The organism is Pantoea sp. NPDC088449 (assembly GCF_044753225.1).
GTDB classification, from domain to species: Bacteria; Pseudomonadota; Gammaproteobacteria; order Enterobacterales; family Enterobacteriaceae; genus Pantoea; species Pantoea floridensis.
In genome coordinates this window covers 94,277-111,138 of record NZ_JBIVMT010000008.1, presented here as the reverse complement: position 1 = coordinate 111,138, position 16,862 = coordinate 94,277, and the positions used below count along the sequence as shown (strand labels likewise).

Genomic DNA, 16,862 nt, shown 5'->3' with positions numbered 1-16,862 from the left:
GTCTGGTTGTCTGGCATTCTGATATTGAGAAAGAAATATATGATTTAAATTAATTAAATAAAAACTATGTTCAGGTCAAAAAACCAAAGGGACAGCCTCGAAATTCAACTGTAAATATAAAATTTAATTTTAAGTGATATGACAGCATTTGTTTAAAAATTAAAGAAACCCACTCACTTCGTTAATTGGATGTCAAAAGGTAAATTAACGAAAACGATATTGCTATAGGTTAAACCCAAGCCCATGACACTATATACTCGGGACTTGCTGCCTATCCCGAATATGCAACCGTTTCACTACTCTATATTAATGCTCTACAATGCTGATAGAGCACGGTCAAATCATGACGGTAAGGCATTGGCAGGAAGAGCATGGATAAAGATAACCTTAACGCCAGTCACCTTGCCTGGTGCAGTCTGGTTGCACTTCACATTGCGCGTCGCGAAGGAGTCGTCAGCTCGCCGGCGTAGGAAAACCTATTCATGGATTTGACCCTATATATCCAAATAGCGCTTCCCTGAAGAGGTCGAGAGGGTGGATCGTTACAACCAGTTTGCACCAGATTACCCCTTCGGCTGACGAGCCATGAAGTTAACGCCGATGCGCGGAAGGGTTTTTTAAAAGATAGCTATGGTTTAGAGTGGGGCTAATGCAGTGAATCCCTCTATGCGACAGGGCTAAGCCAAGAGCTTTTTGTCTCGGCCAACAGCGATATGGGTTGTGGCAAATCTCTTATCACCGGGAGGCACCCGGCACCGCAGAATACAATGCCGGAGTAAACCCCCCTGTGCGGCGGGGCAACAGTCACTACATTCCTTAGGGAAGGCAAGCCTAATTGCGGGTAAGCATGACTGGACTTACTCATCGGGAGGCACCCGGCGCTCCGGCAGCTCACAGTTTTCAGCACTTACAAGGCACTGCTTCGGCGGTGCCTTTTTTATGCAAAAAATCCGCACTCAGGCGGATTCTTTCTCATTGGCTACCCAACGGCAACCGGTCTTTTATATTTCGACAACGCAAAAGATAATCGGATTTTTCCAGTACAGAAAGTAGACAATTCCTAATTGGACAAGTCCCCGATCCGGGCTGGATATGATTCGCATGACCCAACACGCAGACACTGCAATCAGCGGGGGCACCTGGATGGCAACTCTCTCGAGCCTCACCGGTGTCGTGCCACCCGACAGGGTGTACATGATCACCGCCGTGGCAGGTTTAGTGATAGTCATCTTTGGGTATCTGGACAGCGAGCAATCGACGCGGCCAACAATATCGCAGAATTTGATGAGCCCGCCATGCAAACTCAGTCCGGCGGGAAAGGACAGTGACGCTGACCTGCAATCGGATGTTGAGAATGCGGAATGTTTAAAAACCCTCCGCCTAAACACTTATCGATGGCAGGCTTGGTACTGAGCCTCGCAATAGCTGAATGTGTGAAAACCTATGAGGTGATGGGTCGTGACGTGGGGACGCTAATGAAGGTTGATCTGCAAGGAAAACGGAAGGCAAGAGTTAAATATTCTTCAAGAACGGATTAAGCCTGATTGGAAAAAAGACCGCCGTATCGGACTACGGCGGCAGATGTCACACAGGATTGTCAGCTATTAATGCTGCTCGTTAGTCATGGTATATGCCTATAGGCACATTACCAGTGCAGGGTGAATTGTATACCTATCTGATTATGTTGCCGGGATTTGACGGAAACTTTTGGAAATAATGATAAATACCAGACACTTCTTAAGTAAATAGCGCGCAATTAATAGATAACCCATTGTCACTGCTGAAGTATCAATGCTTCTGGCTGATGAAAGCCCCGTCTAACTTGAAGTCACCATGGTCGAAAATTTGAGTGGCTGAGACTACACTTTTCTTCGTTAAGTCAAATTTCAAACACGAAAACGGAGCGGACGATGCAGGATGACATAGTAGGTGAATGTGTGATTCAGATAAAACGACTGGCGGGCATGTATCAGATGGGTGACGGCTACCAGCAAACCAAAGAAGCGATCAACTCAATCCTATCGGATTTCAACCATAGACTGGAGAGAGATGTTTTGGTGCGCGTTATGGTCTGGGGTATCTTAAATGCTTCACTGAAAAATTCCCTGATAATTTCGGCTGATCCCCGCTGGATTGAAGCGATACGCTATGCGATTTCCCGAGTTAAGTCATTCAAGCATAATGCTATGGCATCGCATGCTGCCCGGGTGGCTTCCCATGCCTGAGCTGTATAAGAACAGAATTAATACACCCTCTAAGAGCGAATTGTTATGGCAGGAAAGCAAATAGTCGGATTACAGCAGTACATCACTGAGCAATGCTTCAAGTGACATCGTGAGTTAAGATCACCCTAAACATGAGGGTGCCCAATGAACTTAAAGCCAAGATTCGAAGAGTATACGGAAATAGAGTTTACTCAGCTTGTCAGTGAGATTTGCACCGCTGAAGGTAATGAGGCGTATCAGGATGAATTGCTGGATAACTTCATTGCAGTCACTGAGCATCCGGAAGGTTCGGATCTGATTTTCTACAATGAAGATGATGACCTGACGCCGGAAAAAATCGTTGCCACTGTAAGGTCATGGCGCATGAGCGAAGGCTTAGCCGACCTTAAGACCTGAGTCATTACAAGGCGCATTTGCGTGGGCGTTTGAAGATGGACTTTATGAGCCAGGAATAAGATAGAAAACACTATTAAACGAATCGCCATCCTCTAAAGAACGACGTTTCGCTGACATGAAATCCTCCTGATACCAGACTACATCATTGAAAGAAATCATTGTCGAGCATTGTTCGCACTGGATGCTGGCAACAGTTTCATCTCTGGAAGTTGTTGTTGATGAAACGAAGCGGTCACAACCACATTTTGTGCACGTCACTTGAATAACGGTCATAACGCAACCCCCTTAAAACTAAAGTCTCACAAGAATAGTACCAAATTTAAATGGAGTTTAAGGGTTGATGGAACAAAATTACTCGGAGAAATGCTTGTCCACAGTGCAATTTTTCGAGGCGCCCAAGAAAAAAAACTCGCAAATTAGTGGAAAATTCTGAAATGTTGACTACCTAATGCCCGCGTTACATTTTATGATGAAAAGTAGTCTACATGTGGCGATAATTTGATCGCGGGTGTTTGCCCGCTTACAGAAAGGTGAGCATGTAATGAGCGTGGATGTTTTGGTTTTTGAACAGGGCAAGGCACCCCTTAAGGTGACTCTGGAAAATAATGAAAAATATTATGAGATAGGCGGAGTCAACAAGGTGATAACTATACGTACAGCTAAATGGGAGCCATCATTACCCCAGCCAGAGTACCTAGTGGTATTTGATTTTGAACCTGTTACGGCCACATTGAAAAAGGCGGTAGAGGATTTAAATCCAAGGCCATATTTATAATAAAACTAACCGCCTTCGGGCGGTTTTTTTGTATCTAATCCACCGACAAGGGATAACGGCTAGCCACGCAGTGAAGCTTGACTGATCAATTTTACTTCATCAATAATAGCCTTAATATTAGCGTGGAACCTTTGCGAGCGACCGGAGGTTGCAATGAAAGATGGACTATATCATCTGAGGTTCAAAAGTAATCAGCAGGACTTCGGAGTAGGCATTATCACGATTAAGGATGGAAAAGTTAATGGTGGTGACACTACATACTTTTATCAGGGCAACATTACCAAGGATTCAGCTCTGCTGAGAGTAACAAGGTTCAGTGACCAGACCGCTCCGCTGTTTGGAGCTGCCAAAGAGTTTCACCTTGAACTCAGAGTTAAGCACGTAATGGGTTACCATATCCTGGAAGGACATGTTCAAGGGAAGTCAGGTATACAGATTCAAATCCATATCAGGCTACTTGCGCCATTAGCATAAAAATTTGGAACTGACAAAGCCGCCTATGGGCGGTTTTTTATTGTGTGCTGAAAACTGCATTCAAAGAGTTCAACTTTCAGCATAAACACCAAGAATCATCGGTTGGTGATATCGCTATTTCCACGGGTTATATCTATCTGATCAGCAGGAAATGCCAATGTCCGAGCGACGCATTTATAACAGCCGCTGGGACAAAGCCAAACTTTCCTTCCTTAAGTCGCATCCGCTATGCGTCATGTGTCATCGTCAGGGAAGAGCAGTGACGGCAACTGTAGTTGACCACATCAAGCCGCACAGACTGAAAGAGGCCATCAATGGCGGCAAGCAGGACGAGATAGCGAAAGCTCAGAAGCTCTTCTGGGACAAGGCTAACTGGCAGCCCCTCTGCTAGCAGCATCATGACTCGACCAAGCAGCGCGGAAAGAAGCGAGGTCACATCATTGGGTGCGATGAAGACGGCCTGCCCCTAGACCCGTCATCTCATTGGTATAAATGAGAATGAATATTATTCACCATTATGAACGGGTGGTATTATCTCAAGTGAGAATGATTATCATCGGGTGGGTTGGGTGCAAAGTTCAGAGGATAGCGACCTCCTGACCGCCCGTCCCCATTTTTATGCACAACCGCGAAATGAAAAGTTTTTTCTGGGAGGTTTTTATGGCAGGAAGAAGACCAAAACCTACCCATCTGAAACTTGTTACAGGGAATCCCGGCAAGCGCGCTCAATAAAAAAGAGCCGAAGCCCGCATGGGAAATTCCAAGCCCTCCATCACATCTGACCGACTGGGGTAAAACAGCCTGGGTAAGGCTCACCGTTCTTCTGGACGGTGTGAGCGTGCTCACGGTTGCGGACACATTTGCGCTCGAACGGCTCTGCAATCTTTATGCAGAATTCTGCAATTGCGCCAGATAGTCGATATCGAAGGGCGCACCACAAAATGGCTTCAGAATTTAACGCCCTGCGAGAGGCTGAAAATACACTCAAGATAGCGCTGGGCGAACTTGAGCAGCACGTTGCACAGATGCCGATGAACAACGCAAAAAAAGTTGCTGAGTCATTGGGGCAGGTGGTGAGCAGTTCTGAGGCGCTCAAAACATTTGCAGCCAGTATTGAAGGCGGCAAGCGCGTAAGCGTACCGGTTGGGTGTGGCATTTGACCAGACCGCTGAAAAGTCAGGCCAGATGACGGCGTAATGGCGAACCGCGTTCAAAATGACCCAGGATGGCGTGGTGGTTCTCGCCGATAAAATTAACTATCTGGGCAACACTGGCCCGGCTAATGCACAAAAGATTTCCGACATCGTCACCCGCATTGGTCCTCTGGGTGGTGTTGCAGGCGTGGCTTCCGGTGAGATTGCCGCGATGGGCGCAACCATCACGGGTATGGGCGTGGAGTCGGAGATTGCAGCAACAGGCATCAAAACTTCATGCTTTCCCTTACATCCAGCAAGTCGGCTACGGCGTCACAGAAGAAAGCGCTTAAGTTTATCAAGATTGATCCGGCCCAGTTAGCGGCTGACATGCAGAAAGATTCACGCACCGCGATGCTGAAGGTGCTGGACTCTCTCGCTAAGGTGCCCAAAAACAAACCGGCTGCGGTAATGAATGCGCTATTTGGTAAGGAGTCGCTTGGTGCTATCGCGCCTCTGCTGACCAACCTCGACTTACTGCGCACCAACTTCAATCGCGTTGCGGATACGCAGCAGTATGCAGGCTCAATGCAGAAAGAGTATGAGTCACGCGCGGCCACGTCTGCCAACTCCGTTCAGCTTCTGAAGAATCAGTTTAACGCTGCCAGTATTACCATCGGGGATATGTTCCTGCCCGATATCCTCAGGCTGACTCAGAAGGTTCAGCCACTGATTGAGCAGTTCAGCCAGTTCACTAAGACTAACCCTGATATGGTTCGCGGTACCTTTAAGTTTGGTCTGACGCTTCTTGGTACCGCCTCTGCGATCGGTATTGCCGTCAAGGCAGTGAATATGTTTGAGACCGTGCTGAAAATGTCCACCATGGGAAAACTGGTTTCTCTGCTGGTACTGGGTCGAAGCCTTATTGTCAGCAGCTGGGATCAGGTTGGTCCGGTTGTTAAAGCGGTATGGCAAGACGTGAATGATGTTGTTGAAGCTATGGGTGGGTGGCAGAGCAAGATTAAAGGTGTCAGCGCTGTTATGGCTGGTGTATTCACTGTGCGCACCGTAGGCACTCTGAAAACTGCGCTCACAACAGCGACTTCACTTTCCGGCGTGCTGGAGCAGATAGCTTCACTAGGTGCTCTGAAGGTGTCCATCGACGTTGCGATTTACATCTTCAAAAAACTCAATGATATCGCTGATGCAGTCACTGAAAAGGACGGCACAACTTCCTTCTGGCAATCCCTGAAGAACCGCTGAAATGCTGGCGGCTGGTATAACAATCAGCAGGGCGGTCCGGGCTATCAGTCAGCGGTCCCGATTTCACGCCCACAGCAGGGTGAGCTGAAGGTGACATTTGATAATGCTCCACCCGGCATGCGCGTCGCGCCAGCGGGTAATACTTTGCCCTGGCTTAAGTATGTTATCGGATATAACCGCTTCTCAAACCAGTAACCCGCTTAGGTGGTTTTTTGTAGGAGAAAAAATATGTCAGCAGGTTACCCACCAATTGGCGGCGGAGTTCGACAATGTAGCTTTTGTCACAGAAGTAACCATACCGTTGGCGGCGGCGGTGTCGGCGTCCAATATAGTGGCGGCATTAATCAATGCTCCCCAATCGACATCATTTCGCTTCGTCTCGCTATTGAGAACATTAATAAAACGCTGGAAGTCGTTATCGAGGCATTTGGACCACTCAACCATTCTGGCATGATCTGCTGCCGGAGTAGTAAACCCCCAGTGCAGCGGGTGAAGAAGAAAACGTGAGCCTGGATTGGCTCGGCGCTCAGTGCCTGCCATAAAAATGACGTTAGCGACTGATTCAACATTACTAATGTTATGAGTGATTACCGGTACTGGTAGTGACTTTAGAAAGTGATAGGCGGTAAATCCTGATATCAGGTCGCCACCACCGCTTGAGATATGGATTAGAAGTGATGATGATCCATTCCCAACTGCTTGAAGACAGCATTGTTGAAAAGAAGATAAGGTTTGAGCTGTGACTGGGCATAAAAAGTGAACTGTATGCAGCATACCTTCATCCTTAAGGAAATTTCGAACATCAACATAAGTCTGATTCACTAAATTTGTAATCCTGACATTTGATCAGTAACCCGCTCCGGCGGTTTTTTTTATTACCCGGAGATCGCATGAGCTGGATTGATAATCTGCGGGATGCTTCACTGCGTGGCGTGCCCTTTAAGGTCGATGAGGATGAAGCAACTTTCGGCAGACGCATGCAGGTCCATGAGTACCCTAACCAAGATAAGCCATGTGCTGAAGATATTGGGCGCGCAACACGGCGCTTCATCGTTCAGGCGTATCTTGCCGGCGATGACTATTTTGAGCAGCGTAACAATCTAATCGAGGCAGTTGAGAAGCCCGAAAGTTGCAAGCTGGTTCATCCTTTTTATGGCGAAAAGACCGTCACCGTTACGGATAAAGTTCGCGTAAGCCATACCAAAGACTAAGGCCGCATGTGCCGCGACAGCTTCATCGAATCAGTTGAACTGTCATTTCCTAAAGCCGGTATTGCAACAGGAATGAAGCTAACTGGCGCTGCAGCATTGATGAACGATTTTCTGTCATCGGCATTTGAAGCGTTTGGGCTTGAAGGCCTCCCAGACTTCACGCAAAACGGACTGCTGGATGATGCAACGGAGATGTTCAATACCGTGACTGACGCCATGCAGTACGTGGATTTCGGTATCAGTGCTGCTTCACGACTGATGCAGGGTGATTTGTCAGTACTGCTGATGCCGCCGTCCAGTGGCATGAATTTTGTGAATCAGCTTCAGGCCATGTGGCGTGCGGGTACAAAACTGAATGGCAATGTCACATATCTGATCTCAATGGTCAAAGGTCTCAGCGGCATTACGCTAGATACCGGACTTGCCCCGCGGGGGGGGGGGGGGGGAAAACTGACAGCGCCAGCACTCAGGCCAGAACGCAGCAGCGCAATTACGTTGCGCAGGCCATACGCACATGATCGCTCAGTGAGGCGGTGAATACGGTAACGAGCCTTCCCAAATCCTCATGATGTTCACACTTCATGATTTTGGCTTGGAGTCGAAGCAAAAGGTCATAGCTGACGCGCTGAGAACGGCGCTGGCGTTGAATAATCCTGAGCGATCAGAGGTGAAGGTGCTGGATAGATAGACATAAAAAATGCCCGCTCAGGAGCGGGCCAACCACTAAAATTGCTGTATTAGTCTTAAATTTTTCGCGGAGCTTTTTACCACTCCGTCAGTAAGAATTATCGGCAGCCTTAGAAAAATCTTTATGAAAATGCAAAAAAAGCCCGCACAAGGCGGGCATAAATTCGTTCAAATGAAATTTTCTCGTAGGCGTTACGCTTGCTGTGTGTAACCCGTCGCTATAGTAGCAACAACACTTAGCATGATCAGAAAATGATCGATGATAAGTATTTACTGAGTGGAGTAACGGATTTGGTTCCGTTACAAAAGTGATAGTTATACTTCCAAAAAAAGCCCGGCACTGATGGAGTCCGGGCTGCACGATGGGTGCGAATCATTATCAATCGGAGTTTGTCGTCAATACAGGGAAGTAGAAGCGACATTAATAATAATAGGATGGCTCTAAGGAAATGCTAGCGAAGCGGGGAAATGGATAATCGATAAAAACCAGGCGCGGTGGCCGGATGGGGATTACTTCTCTCTGAGAATGAATGATAATACATTGTCGCTTTGAGTCAATTCAGATGCACTAAGTTGGGTAATTGCAGTTAGTTCAGATGCAGGTAATCCGAAAATATCAATTAGAACAGTTGCCTTCATTATTGAATGAGTGTCAAGCACCTTTAGTAGTTTGTTCAATAATTTAGGTGTTTCTTTAGGTATAACATCATTAAGTGGCTCCTTACGTCTAAAAGGAGCTAATTGCCTAAAACCATAACCTTTCTAATTATCACTCATTAGATCTAAGCTATGAGCTCTCATTGTTATGCTTCCAATAGATGCTCTCCATAGCCCTTTTTACTGCTCAAGAGCAGATAAATTTGGAGAATAATACACTCTACCAAACGTGTTTGATGTCATTAAAAAATAAGAGGCAAAGTAATCAGCCTGGCTTTCCACAATATCAAAAAGTTGCTTATCTTCTAAATAATCATTTTCAACGGTCCTATGCATTATGAGATGGCCTAGTTCATGTGCAAGACTAAACCGCATCCTAACAGCTGTCTTCGAGCGGTCTAGAACCATAATAGGGCGATCAGTTTCCCAGTATGAAAAGGCATCAACTTTTTCACCAGAAGATAGGTGGGATATTACGATTCCTTTATTCTTTAAAAGTTTAGTAAGGTTAGCTATAGGGCCGTCACCCAACAGCCAGTACCTTCTAACTTTTGTTGCAATATCTTCGATATCAGATTTATCGAGTAATTCAAAATCAGCAATATCTAGATCAGGCAATGTTACAGGTGGAAGTTGAGCATATTTGCTGCATTCCTTTAAAATTAGTGCAATCCAACGCCCCCTTGCACGACCGCTCATTCTTGCTTTTTTGGTTGCAGTGCTACGGCTGCGAAAGTGTACAGCTCCCATAATTTCTGGGGAGCTGTTATTGGATACAAAAAATCGCTCAGGAAAGCCGAGAATTTTTGTCAGGGCCATTAAAGTTTCATGGGATGGAGCTTTTATCCCTTTTTCGAAAGATGAAATAGCTTGCCTATAAATATCAAGCACTCTTGCTAGTTCAGCCCTGGTTAAACCTTTGGCCTCTCGCGCCTTAGTGAGCCTCAACCAAACGTCTCTTCCGCCCATAGTTCTCTTCCCTGAGCTACTACTTCCTGCCAGCCCCCACGGCCAGATTCTCTCACCGGTCATCCACCCGGCGCATAAGCTCCGCTTGCGATGAACCAAATCAGCAGTGCTAAACCTGCGATGATTATGGCAACCGGGAAAAGATATCCAATTTTCATTTTATGTTATCTCTTCTGTAAAGTGACCACTCTTCAAGCCGTTCTCCGCCCGGGAGAGTGCAGTATCCATCATCGCCCCCCAATCCCCTGACAATATCCATCTTGCCTCCTACCTTAGTGCAATAGACTGAGGCTGGATTAGCCATGCCAATGTTCTCAGAGTTTTTTCTCTGCATATCGCAAGCTGAAAGAGTAATGATGCCGATAAGAATCAAAGCACAGTTCATTTGCATTTCTTAATTATTCGAAAGTCTCTTCCGGCCACTACTCACCTGTAATGCGCTGTTTCATTTCACGATGATGCTTGTGATAATCCTCATCGCACTCAGCCGAGCAGAAGGCTGTATCTGCAACTACTGGTTCATCCGTACACCATATGCAATTGCCATTTCGGCTGACAAGACGTGGCGCACGTGCGAAAAGAGCTGCGGAAAGTCGTGCCTCTTCGCGTTCTTGTGCCAGATCGATATCGTCCATAATTCATCTCCTTTATTTTTTAGCTGATGTTTTACTACAAGCGTAGCTGCTTCTCAATGTCTCAGTCGACAAACCGCAGACTTGGATGATTCATCCCTACGTCAATCGCATCTGCACACTTAAGCAATTCAGCAGCTGGATTTGACCCTATATATCCAGACGCATTTTCTCTCTTACGGTTGCGATAATTTCCTGCGTATAAATTCCCGCGGCGAACGATACCGGCACCTTCGTAAGTCGTCATAATAACCTCCTGAAGTGTGTGAGCCGAGTGCATTAAAATAATAGTTATCAGCTGGTGAACAAGTAAAAGAGGATGGCAATGACGCTCCGCGTAAGCGGTTTTAGGAAAATTTTTAAATCAAATGCGTCAAGAGGGTGAGGTTATTTATCAAATCAGCCTTACAGGCATGGCTCAACCGTTAATGCATGCTATGCATCACTCTTTTGTTGCCGGAAAAACATCATCGGGACTGCGTTAGGCCTACTTGATATTCGCGTACTGTATGGCCACCGCTACGGCAGCAGTTTCAAAAATTAAGTATCAGGTTGTATTTAGTAAAAAAACCGTACAGCGCGGGTAAAGTTCATTATAACGGTGATATCTCTTTTTGCTTCAGATGGTTTCCGCTGTAAAACTTTCATTATCACATTGCATATATTGATTTATAGGGCCACCTGAATCTGTCGTTAAATCGGGTCAACTGCCGGCACCATTTCCAACCATTTTCCATATTTTATGCCGGGGATAGATCCTCCTCTGATGGTCTTGTTCAGCTTCCAGCTTCCTGAAAAGTACCCCAGACTTCCTCTTCTGTCTTGTTTCGATTATTAAGTGGCGGGCAGTTAACGCTGCTGATGTCTTTCATCCGCAATTATCAGCAGAGTGCTCTCTGATTCAGAAATTTTGATCATTGCACCTTTAGTCATTAAACCAGTTCTTAAAATTCCATGTAAGACTAGTAATATCGGCTTAAATGGCAAGCGCAAGCGGGGGACGTATTTAAATGGGACTGCCCTGTAGCGGCAATCTTGATAAATTTTTACGCTGCCGGCGGTGATATAATATTATTTAGTGTCTCTGCTAATGACTGAAATATGACCATTTTTTTCCAGGATGGCGAATTTTATCATGGACAGGTCATCAATCCCCTGGCTTGTTCGCGCCGACACCATGATGTCATCCAGTGTGATACCGGTTTTTTTCATTTTGTCTTCCATCGGCATGCCATATTCGACCAGGATCACCGCGGAGCCATCCAGCATATAATCAGCCCAGCGTGTTCTTTTCTTGATGAAACCAAAAATAATATCCAGAACGATAAGTGTGATGATTGTAAGCGCGGCGCCAGTGACTGAAAAATCATCCCCCAGTAAGGCCTGCTGTGTCGCTTCACTTATTATTAGGAGAAGAATGAGATCAAATGATGTCATCTGGAGCAGCGCTCTCCGGCCCGCAATCCGGAATACCACTAAAAGAACGAGGTAGATCCCTGCCGCACGAAGTACCGTTTCCATTTCAGGCTCCTGTCATGGGTAGACAAGCTGAAAGAAAGATAAGGGCTTATTTCCGTCTACAGTGACGAAAGTTCGTCCCGCGCCAGCTTTGCGGGGTTGCAAACCCAGCCAGATAGTCTGTTGCCGTGCGGGAATCAACAGATGATATTCCAAGATGAGTTTTCTCCCATCACTGAATGCACGAAAGGGCTGAGGGTGTAGCGTCAGCACCTCATAATTTTCCATAAAATCCCCCCCGAGTGAGATGCGGGACATTTCTGTGCCGGACGACACATACGTTATCTTCATATCCATACCGCTGAGCACTCTGCCGAAGCGCTCATAGATAATCTGTGTGGTGCCATCCCCGGCGCGACCCTCGCTGAAATAGCCTTTAGAAAAAACGCCGGCCATCCCTGAAAGAATGAAAATGATGAGGAAACCCGTTCCCCATCTTTTCAGCTTGTCTTCAAAATTTATCCACCGTTGATCTTCATGAACGCGCTCCGGTCTATCGGCTTCTTTATTCTGATTCATCGTGGCTATCCCTTCAGTTAACTTCTGGCAGAAATATAAGGCACTTAAAAATTTGGCAGGATAAGCTGCCTGATAACGTCTTCCATGCATGACTCAGGGGATAATTTTCCTATCGCTTTCATGGACGTAAGAACCGGAATATTTTTTACGTCTTTCGTCCTTTTAAATTCTAGAGCGGTTTACAGAAAGTGATAATCGGCTATATCTTCACCATCCTTAAAAACGATCTGAATAAAAGCTGTGTGTCTCTGTGTTTTGTTGTTAAACAAGCAGTTATAAATTAATCTGAAAGTATATCATGGCAAAAACAGGACACGAAAGTTTGATCGGACAGACACGTCAGAAGAGCCCGGGGCCGGAGCTCGCCCCTTTCGCATGGGCTTTGCTGGTTTCTCTGCATATGCACCTTAAGGGAAACCTATGTTCAGAACTTCAGTAGCATCTGCACTCATGCGTAGGCTGGATGAGTGCAGAAAACGTCCTTATTTCCTAAATCACTTGCCGCTGAAATTGACTGGTTTATTACTGCAGAAAGATGCAAGGGCGAAGGGCTGTGACTGCAATGTTTAACGTAGATAATCTGGTCGTTCATTAATAATATTATTTCAGTATTATTTACCCGCTAGGCTTCATTTTTTTATCTTTCTGGCTTCGCTTATTCTAGCGCGCTGCTGGTGACCAAATCTCAATATATACCTGTCGTTTGTCATAAGTCGGAATATATACCTATGCTTTAATTATCTGTATTCAGAGAACAGGAGTATTTCAATGAGTAAGGCAAACGGCATTCCCGCTTCAGATACACATTCTCCTGCTGACGCTTATCCTGTTCCGCCTTTCGCACATCAGAAACAGCCTTTTCCTGGTCTGACCGGTAAAAAGAATCCGCGTCCCGATCACGGTGAAGCATCCTACAGGGGAAGCGGACGTCTTGCAGGCAGAAAGGCGCTCATTACGGACGGGGACTCCGGGATCGGACGCGCAGTTGCCATCGCGTTTTCACGCGAAGGTGCTGACGTTGTCATCAACTATCTTCCTGCGGAAGAAGAAGATGCTCAGGAAGTGGTTGAACTGATCCGGGCAGAGCACGGTAAAGTTGTCGCGATCCCAGGCGACATCCGCGAAGAGTCTTTCTGTCAGCTGCTGGTCAGTCAGACTGCTGGCGCGCTGGGTGGACTTGATATACTTGTCAATAACGCTGGGCGTCAGCAGTTTTGCGAGTCGATAACCGATCTCAGTACCGAGGATTTTGACTCCAAGTTCAAAACGAACCTCTACGCCATGTTCTGGATCACCAAAGCGTCGCTTGAATATCTCCCCCGTGGCGCATTAATAATTAACACCTCTTCCGTTCAGGCCTTCAAGCCCAGCGATATTCTCCTGGATTATTCCCAGACCAAGGCAGCTATCGTCGCCTTCACCAAATCACTTGCTAAACAGCTTGGCCAGAAAGGGATAAGGGTCAATGCCGTCGCGGCGGGTCCATACTGGACTGTCCTGCAGTGCTGTGGCGGACAGCCACAGGAAAAAATAGAAAAATTTGGCGCCTCTTCCCCGCTGGGCTGCCCGAGTCAGCCCGCCGAAATTGCCCCTCTTTACGTGACGCTGGCCTCCCCCGAAAGCAGCTATACCTCCGGTCAGGTCTGGTGTAGCGACGGTGGGACCGGAACGTTGTAATGGTTTTAAATTTTACCCACGGGTTCTCGGGCGGCTCTATTAGGCTGCCTGAGCATTCCATCGATAACGGCGTGTATCCAGGCAGCCATGCCTCAGGCTTCAGCGGTATGCCCTCCGCTCACAGTCCGGGGCCAGCAGAGATACCTCAGGAAGGATTGCAAAAATATGAAAGCCCTTACTTACCATGGCCCCCATAAAGTCAGCGTAGACACCATGCCTGATCCAGAGTTACAGGCTTCAGATGATATTATTCTTCGCGTAACCGCTACCGCAATCTGCGGCTCCGATCTTCATCTCTATCGGGGTAAAATTCCGGGAACCCATCATGGCGATATTTTCGGCCACGAATTTATGGGGGAGGTTGTCGAAGCCGGGACGGCAGTGACGGCTGTCAGCAAGGGGGACCGCGTGGTTATACCGTTTGTGATCGCTTGCGGCGACTGTTTTTTCTGCCACCTCAGCCAGTATGCAGCCTGCGAGAACACCAACAGCGCAAAAGGCGCGGCCCTCAATCGCAAGAATATTACCCCGCCGGCAGCGCTGTTTGGCTACAGCGATCTCTATGGCGGGATCCCTGGAGGTCAGGCGGAATATGTGCGCGTGCCCAAAGCGAATACAGGTCCTTTTAAGGTGCCGGACACGCTGTCAGATGAAAAAGTTCTCTTCCTCTCGGATATCCTGCCAACGGCCTGGCAAGCGGTTAAAAATGCAGAGGTGAAGAAAGGTTCAAGCGTTGCCATCTTTGGCGCGGGCCCTGTGGGGCTTTTAAGCGCAGCCTGCGCACGCCTCGAAGGCGCTGAACAGATATTTATGATTGATCACAACGATTACCGGCTGGCTTTTGCCCGGGATCGTTACGGCGTTATTCCCGTCAACTTTGACAAAGTGGACGATCCTGCGGCGTGGATAATCGAAAATACCCGCGGTAACCGGGGCGTGGATGCTGTTATCGATGCGGTGGGCTTTGAAGCGAAGGGAAGCATGACTGAAACCATCCTCACCAACCTGAAAATGGAAGGGAGCAGTGGCAAAGCGCTGCGTCAGTGTATTGCCGCTGTGCGCCGGGGCGGAACGGTAAGCGTGCCGGGCGTCTATGCAGGATTCATTCATGGCTTTATGTTTGGCGATGCCTTCGATAAGGGATTAACCTTCAAAATGGGGCAAACGCACGTGCATGCTTACCTGCCGGATCTTCTTGCCCTGATTGAACAGGGGCATCTTAAGCCTGAGGAGATCGTTACTCACCACCTTCCACTTGAGGATGCCGCCCGTGGGTATGAGATATTTGAGAAGAGGCAGGAAGAATGCCGGAAAGTGATACTCGTGCCGGGGATGCCTGCCACCAGCGCAACGCTATGAATTAAAAAGGAACGTCTCCCCGCTGCAGGTTTAGCGGGGGACTGACTCTCTTATTCTGCCCCAGGTTAAGTTTGAGATGTCTATGTCAGGAGCCAACTTAATTAATCTCCGCGAATCAGAATGTTATTGATGATATAAATGAAACCATTTTAAATCATTAATCTTAAATTAACGAAGCGTGAGAAATCTGATGATTGACCACAACTTATTTTTCGAAAAAATATTTGCATCTCCTGTATTGGTTGCTAATATTTATCCTGCGGAACGCGCACCGGACTGCTATCTGAAATAGATAGTGTATTCGAGACGGTGTTAAATTCTAACACGAAGAGGATATTATTATGACTCAGCATCGTGGCAATTCCGGCAACTTTGCCGAAGACCGTGAAAAAGCTTCTGAAGCCGGTAAAAAAGGCGGGCAGCACAGTGGCGGTAACTTCCAGAACGACCGCGAGAAGGCTTCTGAAGCCGGTAAAAAAGGTGGGCAGAACAGCCACCGCAGCTAGGCGGTAACGCAAGGGAATGCCGGTCAGCGACCCTGAGTTGCTGAACCTCAAAGCCTGCCTCACCGAATGGTGAGGCAGGTTTAAATATTTCCTGAAACTTATTTTTCTTCATTTTTTAATCTACAATGATTGCATTCACTTTCCCCTTAAGATTATTCCTAATCAATTAATTCCGCCTTCATGCTCCTCCTAATTTTAAATAGTCATCTAATGTTTATGATGATGCTAAATAATATTCAGACATGATGCCCCTACATCTCCGGAGAACATTATGACGATTAAGACGCTGGAAGATTTATTTATTCACGATCTGTCAGATATCTACAGTGCTGAAAAGCAAATCACCCGCGCCCTGCCGAAAATGGCTAGAGCTGCCATGGATGAAAAGCTGATTGCAGCATTTGAGCAGCACCTTGAAGAAACCCGCGGACAGATTGAGCGAATCGATCAGTTGGTTGAGAGTACTGAAGGCGTGAAGATAAAACGCATGAAGTGTCATGCCCTTGAGGGCCTGGCTGAAGAAGCACAGGAAATAATTGATTCGGTTGAGGCAGGACCCGTACGGGATGCCGGGTTGATAGGCGCCGCACAAAAGGTCGAGCACTATGAAATTGCTACCTACGGGACGCTACATGCACTGGCCACCAAGCTTGGATATGAGGAAGCGGCGCGCCTGCTGGCAGAAACACTTAAGGAAGAAAAGGCGACTGATGAAAAGCTGACCATCATTGCGGAAAAGCAATAGTTCGTGAGAGCCAGGCATTTCTGCATTTCGCGCTTTCCCATTAGTAGCAATGAATATGAAAGCTCGAAACGCGTATAAGAAGGGCTTCGTTAAATAATCAGGTCCCAGGCCCTTAA

At 47.0% G+C, this 16,862-nt stretch carries 19 protein-coding genes and 4 pseudogenes; 15 read left to right on the top strand and 8 right to left on the bottom strand.

The genetic code is table 11. From position 1 onward, the window contains the following. The first annotated feature begins 1,910 nt into the window (after positions 1-1,910). From ACIP6T_RS23955 to ACIP6T_RS23920, 8 genes and pseudogenes are all read left to right on the top strand, one after another. Positions 1,911-2,225, top strand: coding sequence for a hypothetical protein (locus ACIP6T_RS23955; protein WP_400459624.1), 315 nt, complete (start codon positions 1,911-1,913; stop codon positions 2,223-2,225). 144 nt (positions 2,226-2,369) lie between these two features. Then, positions 2,370-2,621, top strand: coding sequence for a bacteriocin immunity protein (locus ACIP6T_RS23950; RefSeq protein ID WP_400459621.1), 252 nt, complete (start codon positions 2,370-2,372; stop codon positions 2,619-2,621). 541 nt (positions 2,622-3,162) lie between these two features. Continuing rightward, positions 3,163-3,396 (top strand): hypothetical protein, encoded by a 234-nt coding sequence (locus ACIP6T_RS23945; protein ID WP_097098380.1) that lies wholly within the window; start codon positions 3,163-3,165, stop codon positions 3,394-3,396. A 153-nt stretch (positions 3,397-3,549) separates the two neighbouring features. Then, complete coding sequence (locus ACIP6T_RS23940; protein WP_400459618.1) at positions 3,550-3,870, top strand: hypothetical protein; 321 nt, start codon at positions 3,550-3,552, stop codon at positions 3,868-3,870. A gap of 157 nt (positions 3,871-4,027) precedes the next feature. Further along, a pseudogene (locus ACIP6T_RS23935) lies at positions 4,028-4,366 on the top strand (HNH endonuclease). A 164-nt stretch (positions 4,367-4,530) separates the two neighbouring features. Further along, positions 4,531-4,806, top strand: a pseudogene (locus ACIP6T_RS23930) (P27 family phage terminase small subunit); the annotation flags it as partial. 2 nt (positions 4,807-4,808) lie between these two features. Then, positions 4,809-5,027 (top strand): annotated as a pseudogene (locus tag ACIP6T_RS23925) (phage major capsid protein); the annotation flags it as partial. 58 nt (positions 5,028-5,085) lie between these two features. Next, a pseudogene (locus ACIP6T_RS23920) lies at positions 5,086-6,266 on the top strand (phage tail tape measure protein). Between the two features lie 231 nt (positions 6,267-6,497). Here ACIP6T_RS23920 and ACIP6T_RS23915 read toward each other — a convergent pair. Continuing rightward, on the bottom strand, positions 6,498-7,088 hold the full coding sequence (locus ACIP6T_RS23915) for an ATP-dependent Clp protease proteolytic subunit (RefSeq protein ID WP_400459615.1): 591 nt from the start codon (positions 7,086-7,088) through the stop codon (positions 6,498-6,500). 68 nt (positions 7,089-7,156) lie between these two features. Here ACIP6T_RS23915 and ACIP6T_RS23910 point away from each other — a divergent pair, with 68 nt between their 5' ends. From ACIP6T_RS23910 to ACIP6T_RS23900, 3 genes are read left to right on the top strand one after another with little or no spacing between them, the layout of a single operon-like run. Further along, complete coding sequence (locus tag ACIP6T_RS23910; protein ID WP_400459612.1) at positions 7,157-7,477, top strand: DNA circularization N-terminal domain-containing protein; 321 nt, start codon at positions 7,157-7,159, stop codon at positions 7,475-7,477. 6 nt (positions 7,478-7,483) lie between these two features. Then, the gene (locus tag ACIP6T_RS23905; protein ID WP_400459609.1) at positions 7,484-8,014 is read left to right on the top strand and encodes a hypothetical protein; all 531 of its coding nucleotides are present in this window, start codon (positions 7,484-7,486) and stop codon (positions 8,012-8,014) included. Between the two features lie 28 nt (positions 8,015-8,042). Then, on the top strand, positions 8,043-8,165 hold the full coding sequence (locus ACIP6T_RS23900; protein WP_400459607.1) for a DUF2767 family protein: 123 nt from the start codon (positions 8,043-8,045) through the stop codon (positions 8,163-8,165). A gap of 836 nt (positions 8,166-9,001) precedes the next feature. On the opposite strand, the gene ACIP6T_RS23895 is transcribed toward ACIP6T_RS23900, so the two are convergent. The 7 genes from ACIP6T_RS23895 to ACIP6T_RS23865 all read right to left on the bottom strand — a co-directional run bounded on the left by ACIP6T_RS23895 (position 9,002) and on the right by ACIP6T_RS23865 (position 12,459). Beyond that, entirely contained in the window at positions 9,002-9,790 is a 789-nt protein-coding gene (locus tag ACIP6T_RS23895; RefSeq protein ID WP_400459604.1) for an ImmA/IrrE family metallo-endopeptidase, read from the bottom strand. A 59-nt stretch (positions 9,791-9,849) separates the two neighbouring features. Beyond that, entirely contained in the window at positions 9,850-9,948 is a 99-nt protein-coding gene (locus tag ACIP6T_RS23890; RefSeq protein ID WP_141400284.1) for a YoaK family small membrane protein, read from the bottom strand. Continuing rightward, positions 9,945-10,094, bottom strand: coding sequence for a DUF333 domain-containing protein (locus ACIP6T_RS23885; protein WP_400459723.1), 150 nt, complete (start codon positions 10,092-10,094; stop codon positions 9,945-9,947). Before ACIP6T_RS23885 ends, ACIP6T_RS23890 begins: the two co-directional genes overlap by 4 nt. A gap of 118 nt (positions 10,095-10,212) precedes the next feature. After that, the gene (locus tag ACIP6T_RS23880) at positions 10,213-10,425 is read right to left on the bottom strand and encodes a hypothetical protein (RefSeq protein WP_400459600.1); all 213 of its coding nucleotides are present in this window, start codon (positions 10,423-10,425) and stop codon (positions 10,213-10,215) included. 61 nt (positions 10,426-10,486) lie between these two features. After that, a complete protein-coding gene (locus tag ACIP6T_RS23875) occupies positions 10,487-10,669 on the bottom strand; it encodes a hypothetical protein (protein ID WP_400459597.1) in 183 nt (60 codons plus the stop codon). An 824-nt stretch (positions 10,670-11,493) separates the two neighbouring features. Next, positions 11,494-11,943, bottom strand: a complete 450-nt coding sequence (locus ACIP6T_RS23870; RefSeq protein WP_400459594.1) for a DUF421 domain-containing protein — start codon at positions 11,941-11,943, stop codon at positions 11,494-11,496. A gap of 12 nt (positions 11,944-11,955) precedes the next feature. Beyond that, entirely contained in the window at positions 11,956-12,459 is a 504-nt protein-coding gene (locus ACIP6T_RS23865; RefSeq protein ID WP_141400282.1) for a hypothetical protein, read from the bottom strand. 768 nt (positions 12,460-13,227) lie between these two features. On the opposite strand from ACIP6T_RS23865, the gene ACIP6T_RS23860 reads away from it, so the two are divergent. From ACIP6T_RS23860 to ACIP6T_RS23845, 4 genes are all read left to right on the top strand, one after another. Then, on the top strand, positions 13,228-14,136 hold the full coding sequence (locus tag ACIP6T_RS23860; RefSeq protein WP_400459591.1) for an SDR family oxidoreductase: 909 nt from the start codon (positions 13,228-13,230) through the stop codon (positions 14,134-14,136). A gap of 165 nt (positions 14,137-14,301) precedes the next feature. Then, positions 14,302-15,495, top strand: a complete 1,194-nt coding sequence (locus ACIP6T_RS23855) for a zinc-dependent alcohol dehydrogenase (protein ID WP_400459588.1) — start codon at positions 14,302-14,304, stop codon at positions 15,493-15,495. Between the two features lie 341 nt (positions 15,496-15,836). Then, positions 15,837-16,001 (top strand): general stress protein, encoded by a 165-nt coding sequence (locus tag ACIP6T_RS23850; protein ID WP_097098361.1) that lies wholly within the window; start codon positions 15,837-15,839, stop codon positions 15,999-16,001. Positions 16,002-16,272: 271 nt separating this feature from the next. Beyond that, on the top strand, positions 16,273-16,746 hold the full coding sequence (locus ACIP6T_RS23845; RefSeq protein ID WP_097098360.1) for a ferritin-like domain-containing protein: 474 nt from the start codon (positions 16,273-16,275) through the stop codon (positions 16,744-16,746). Positions 16,747-16,862 lie beyond the last annotated feature (116 nt).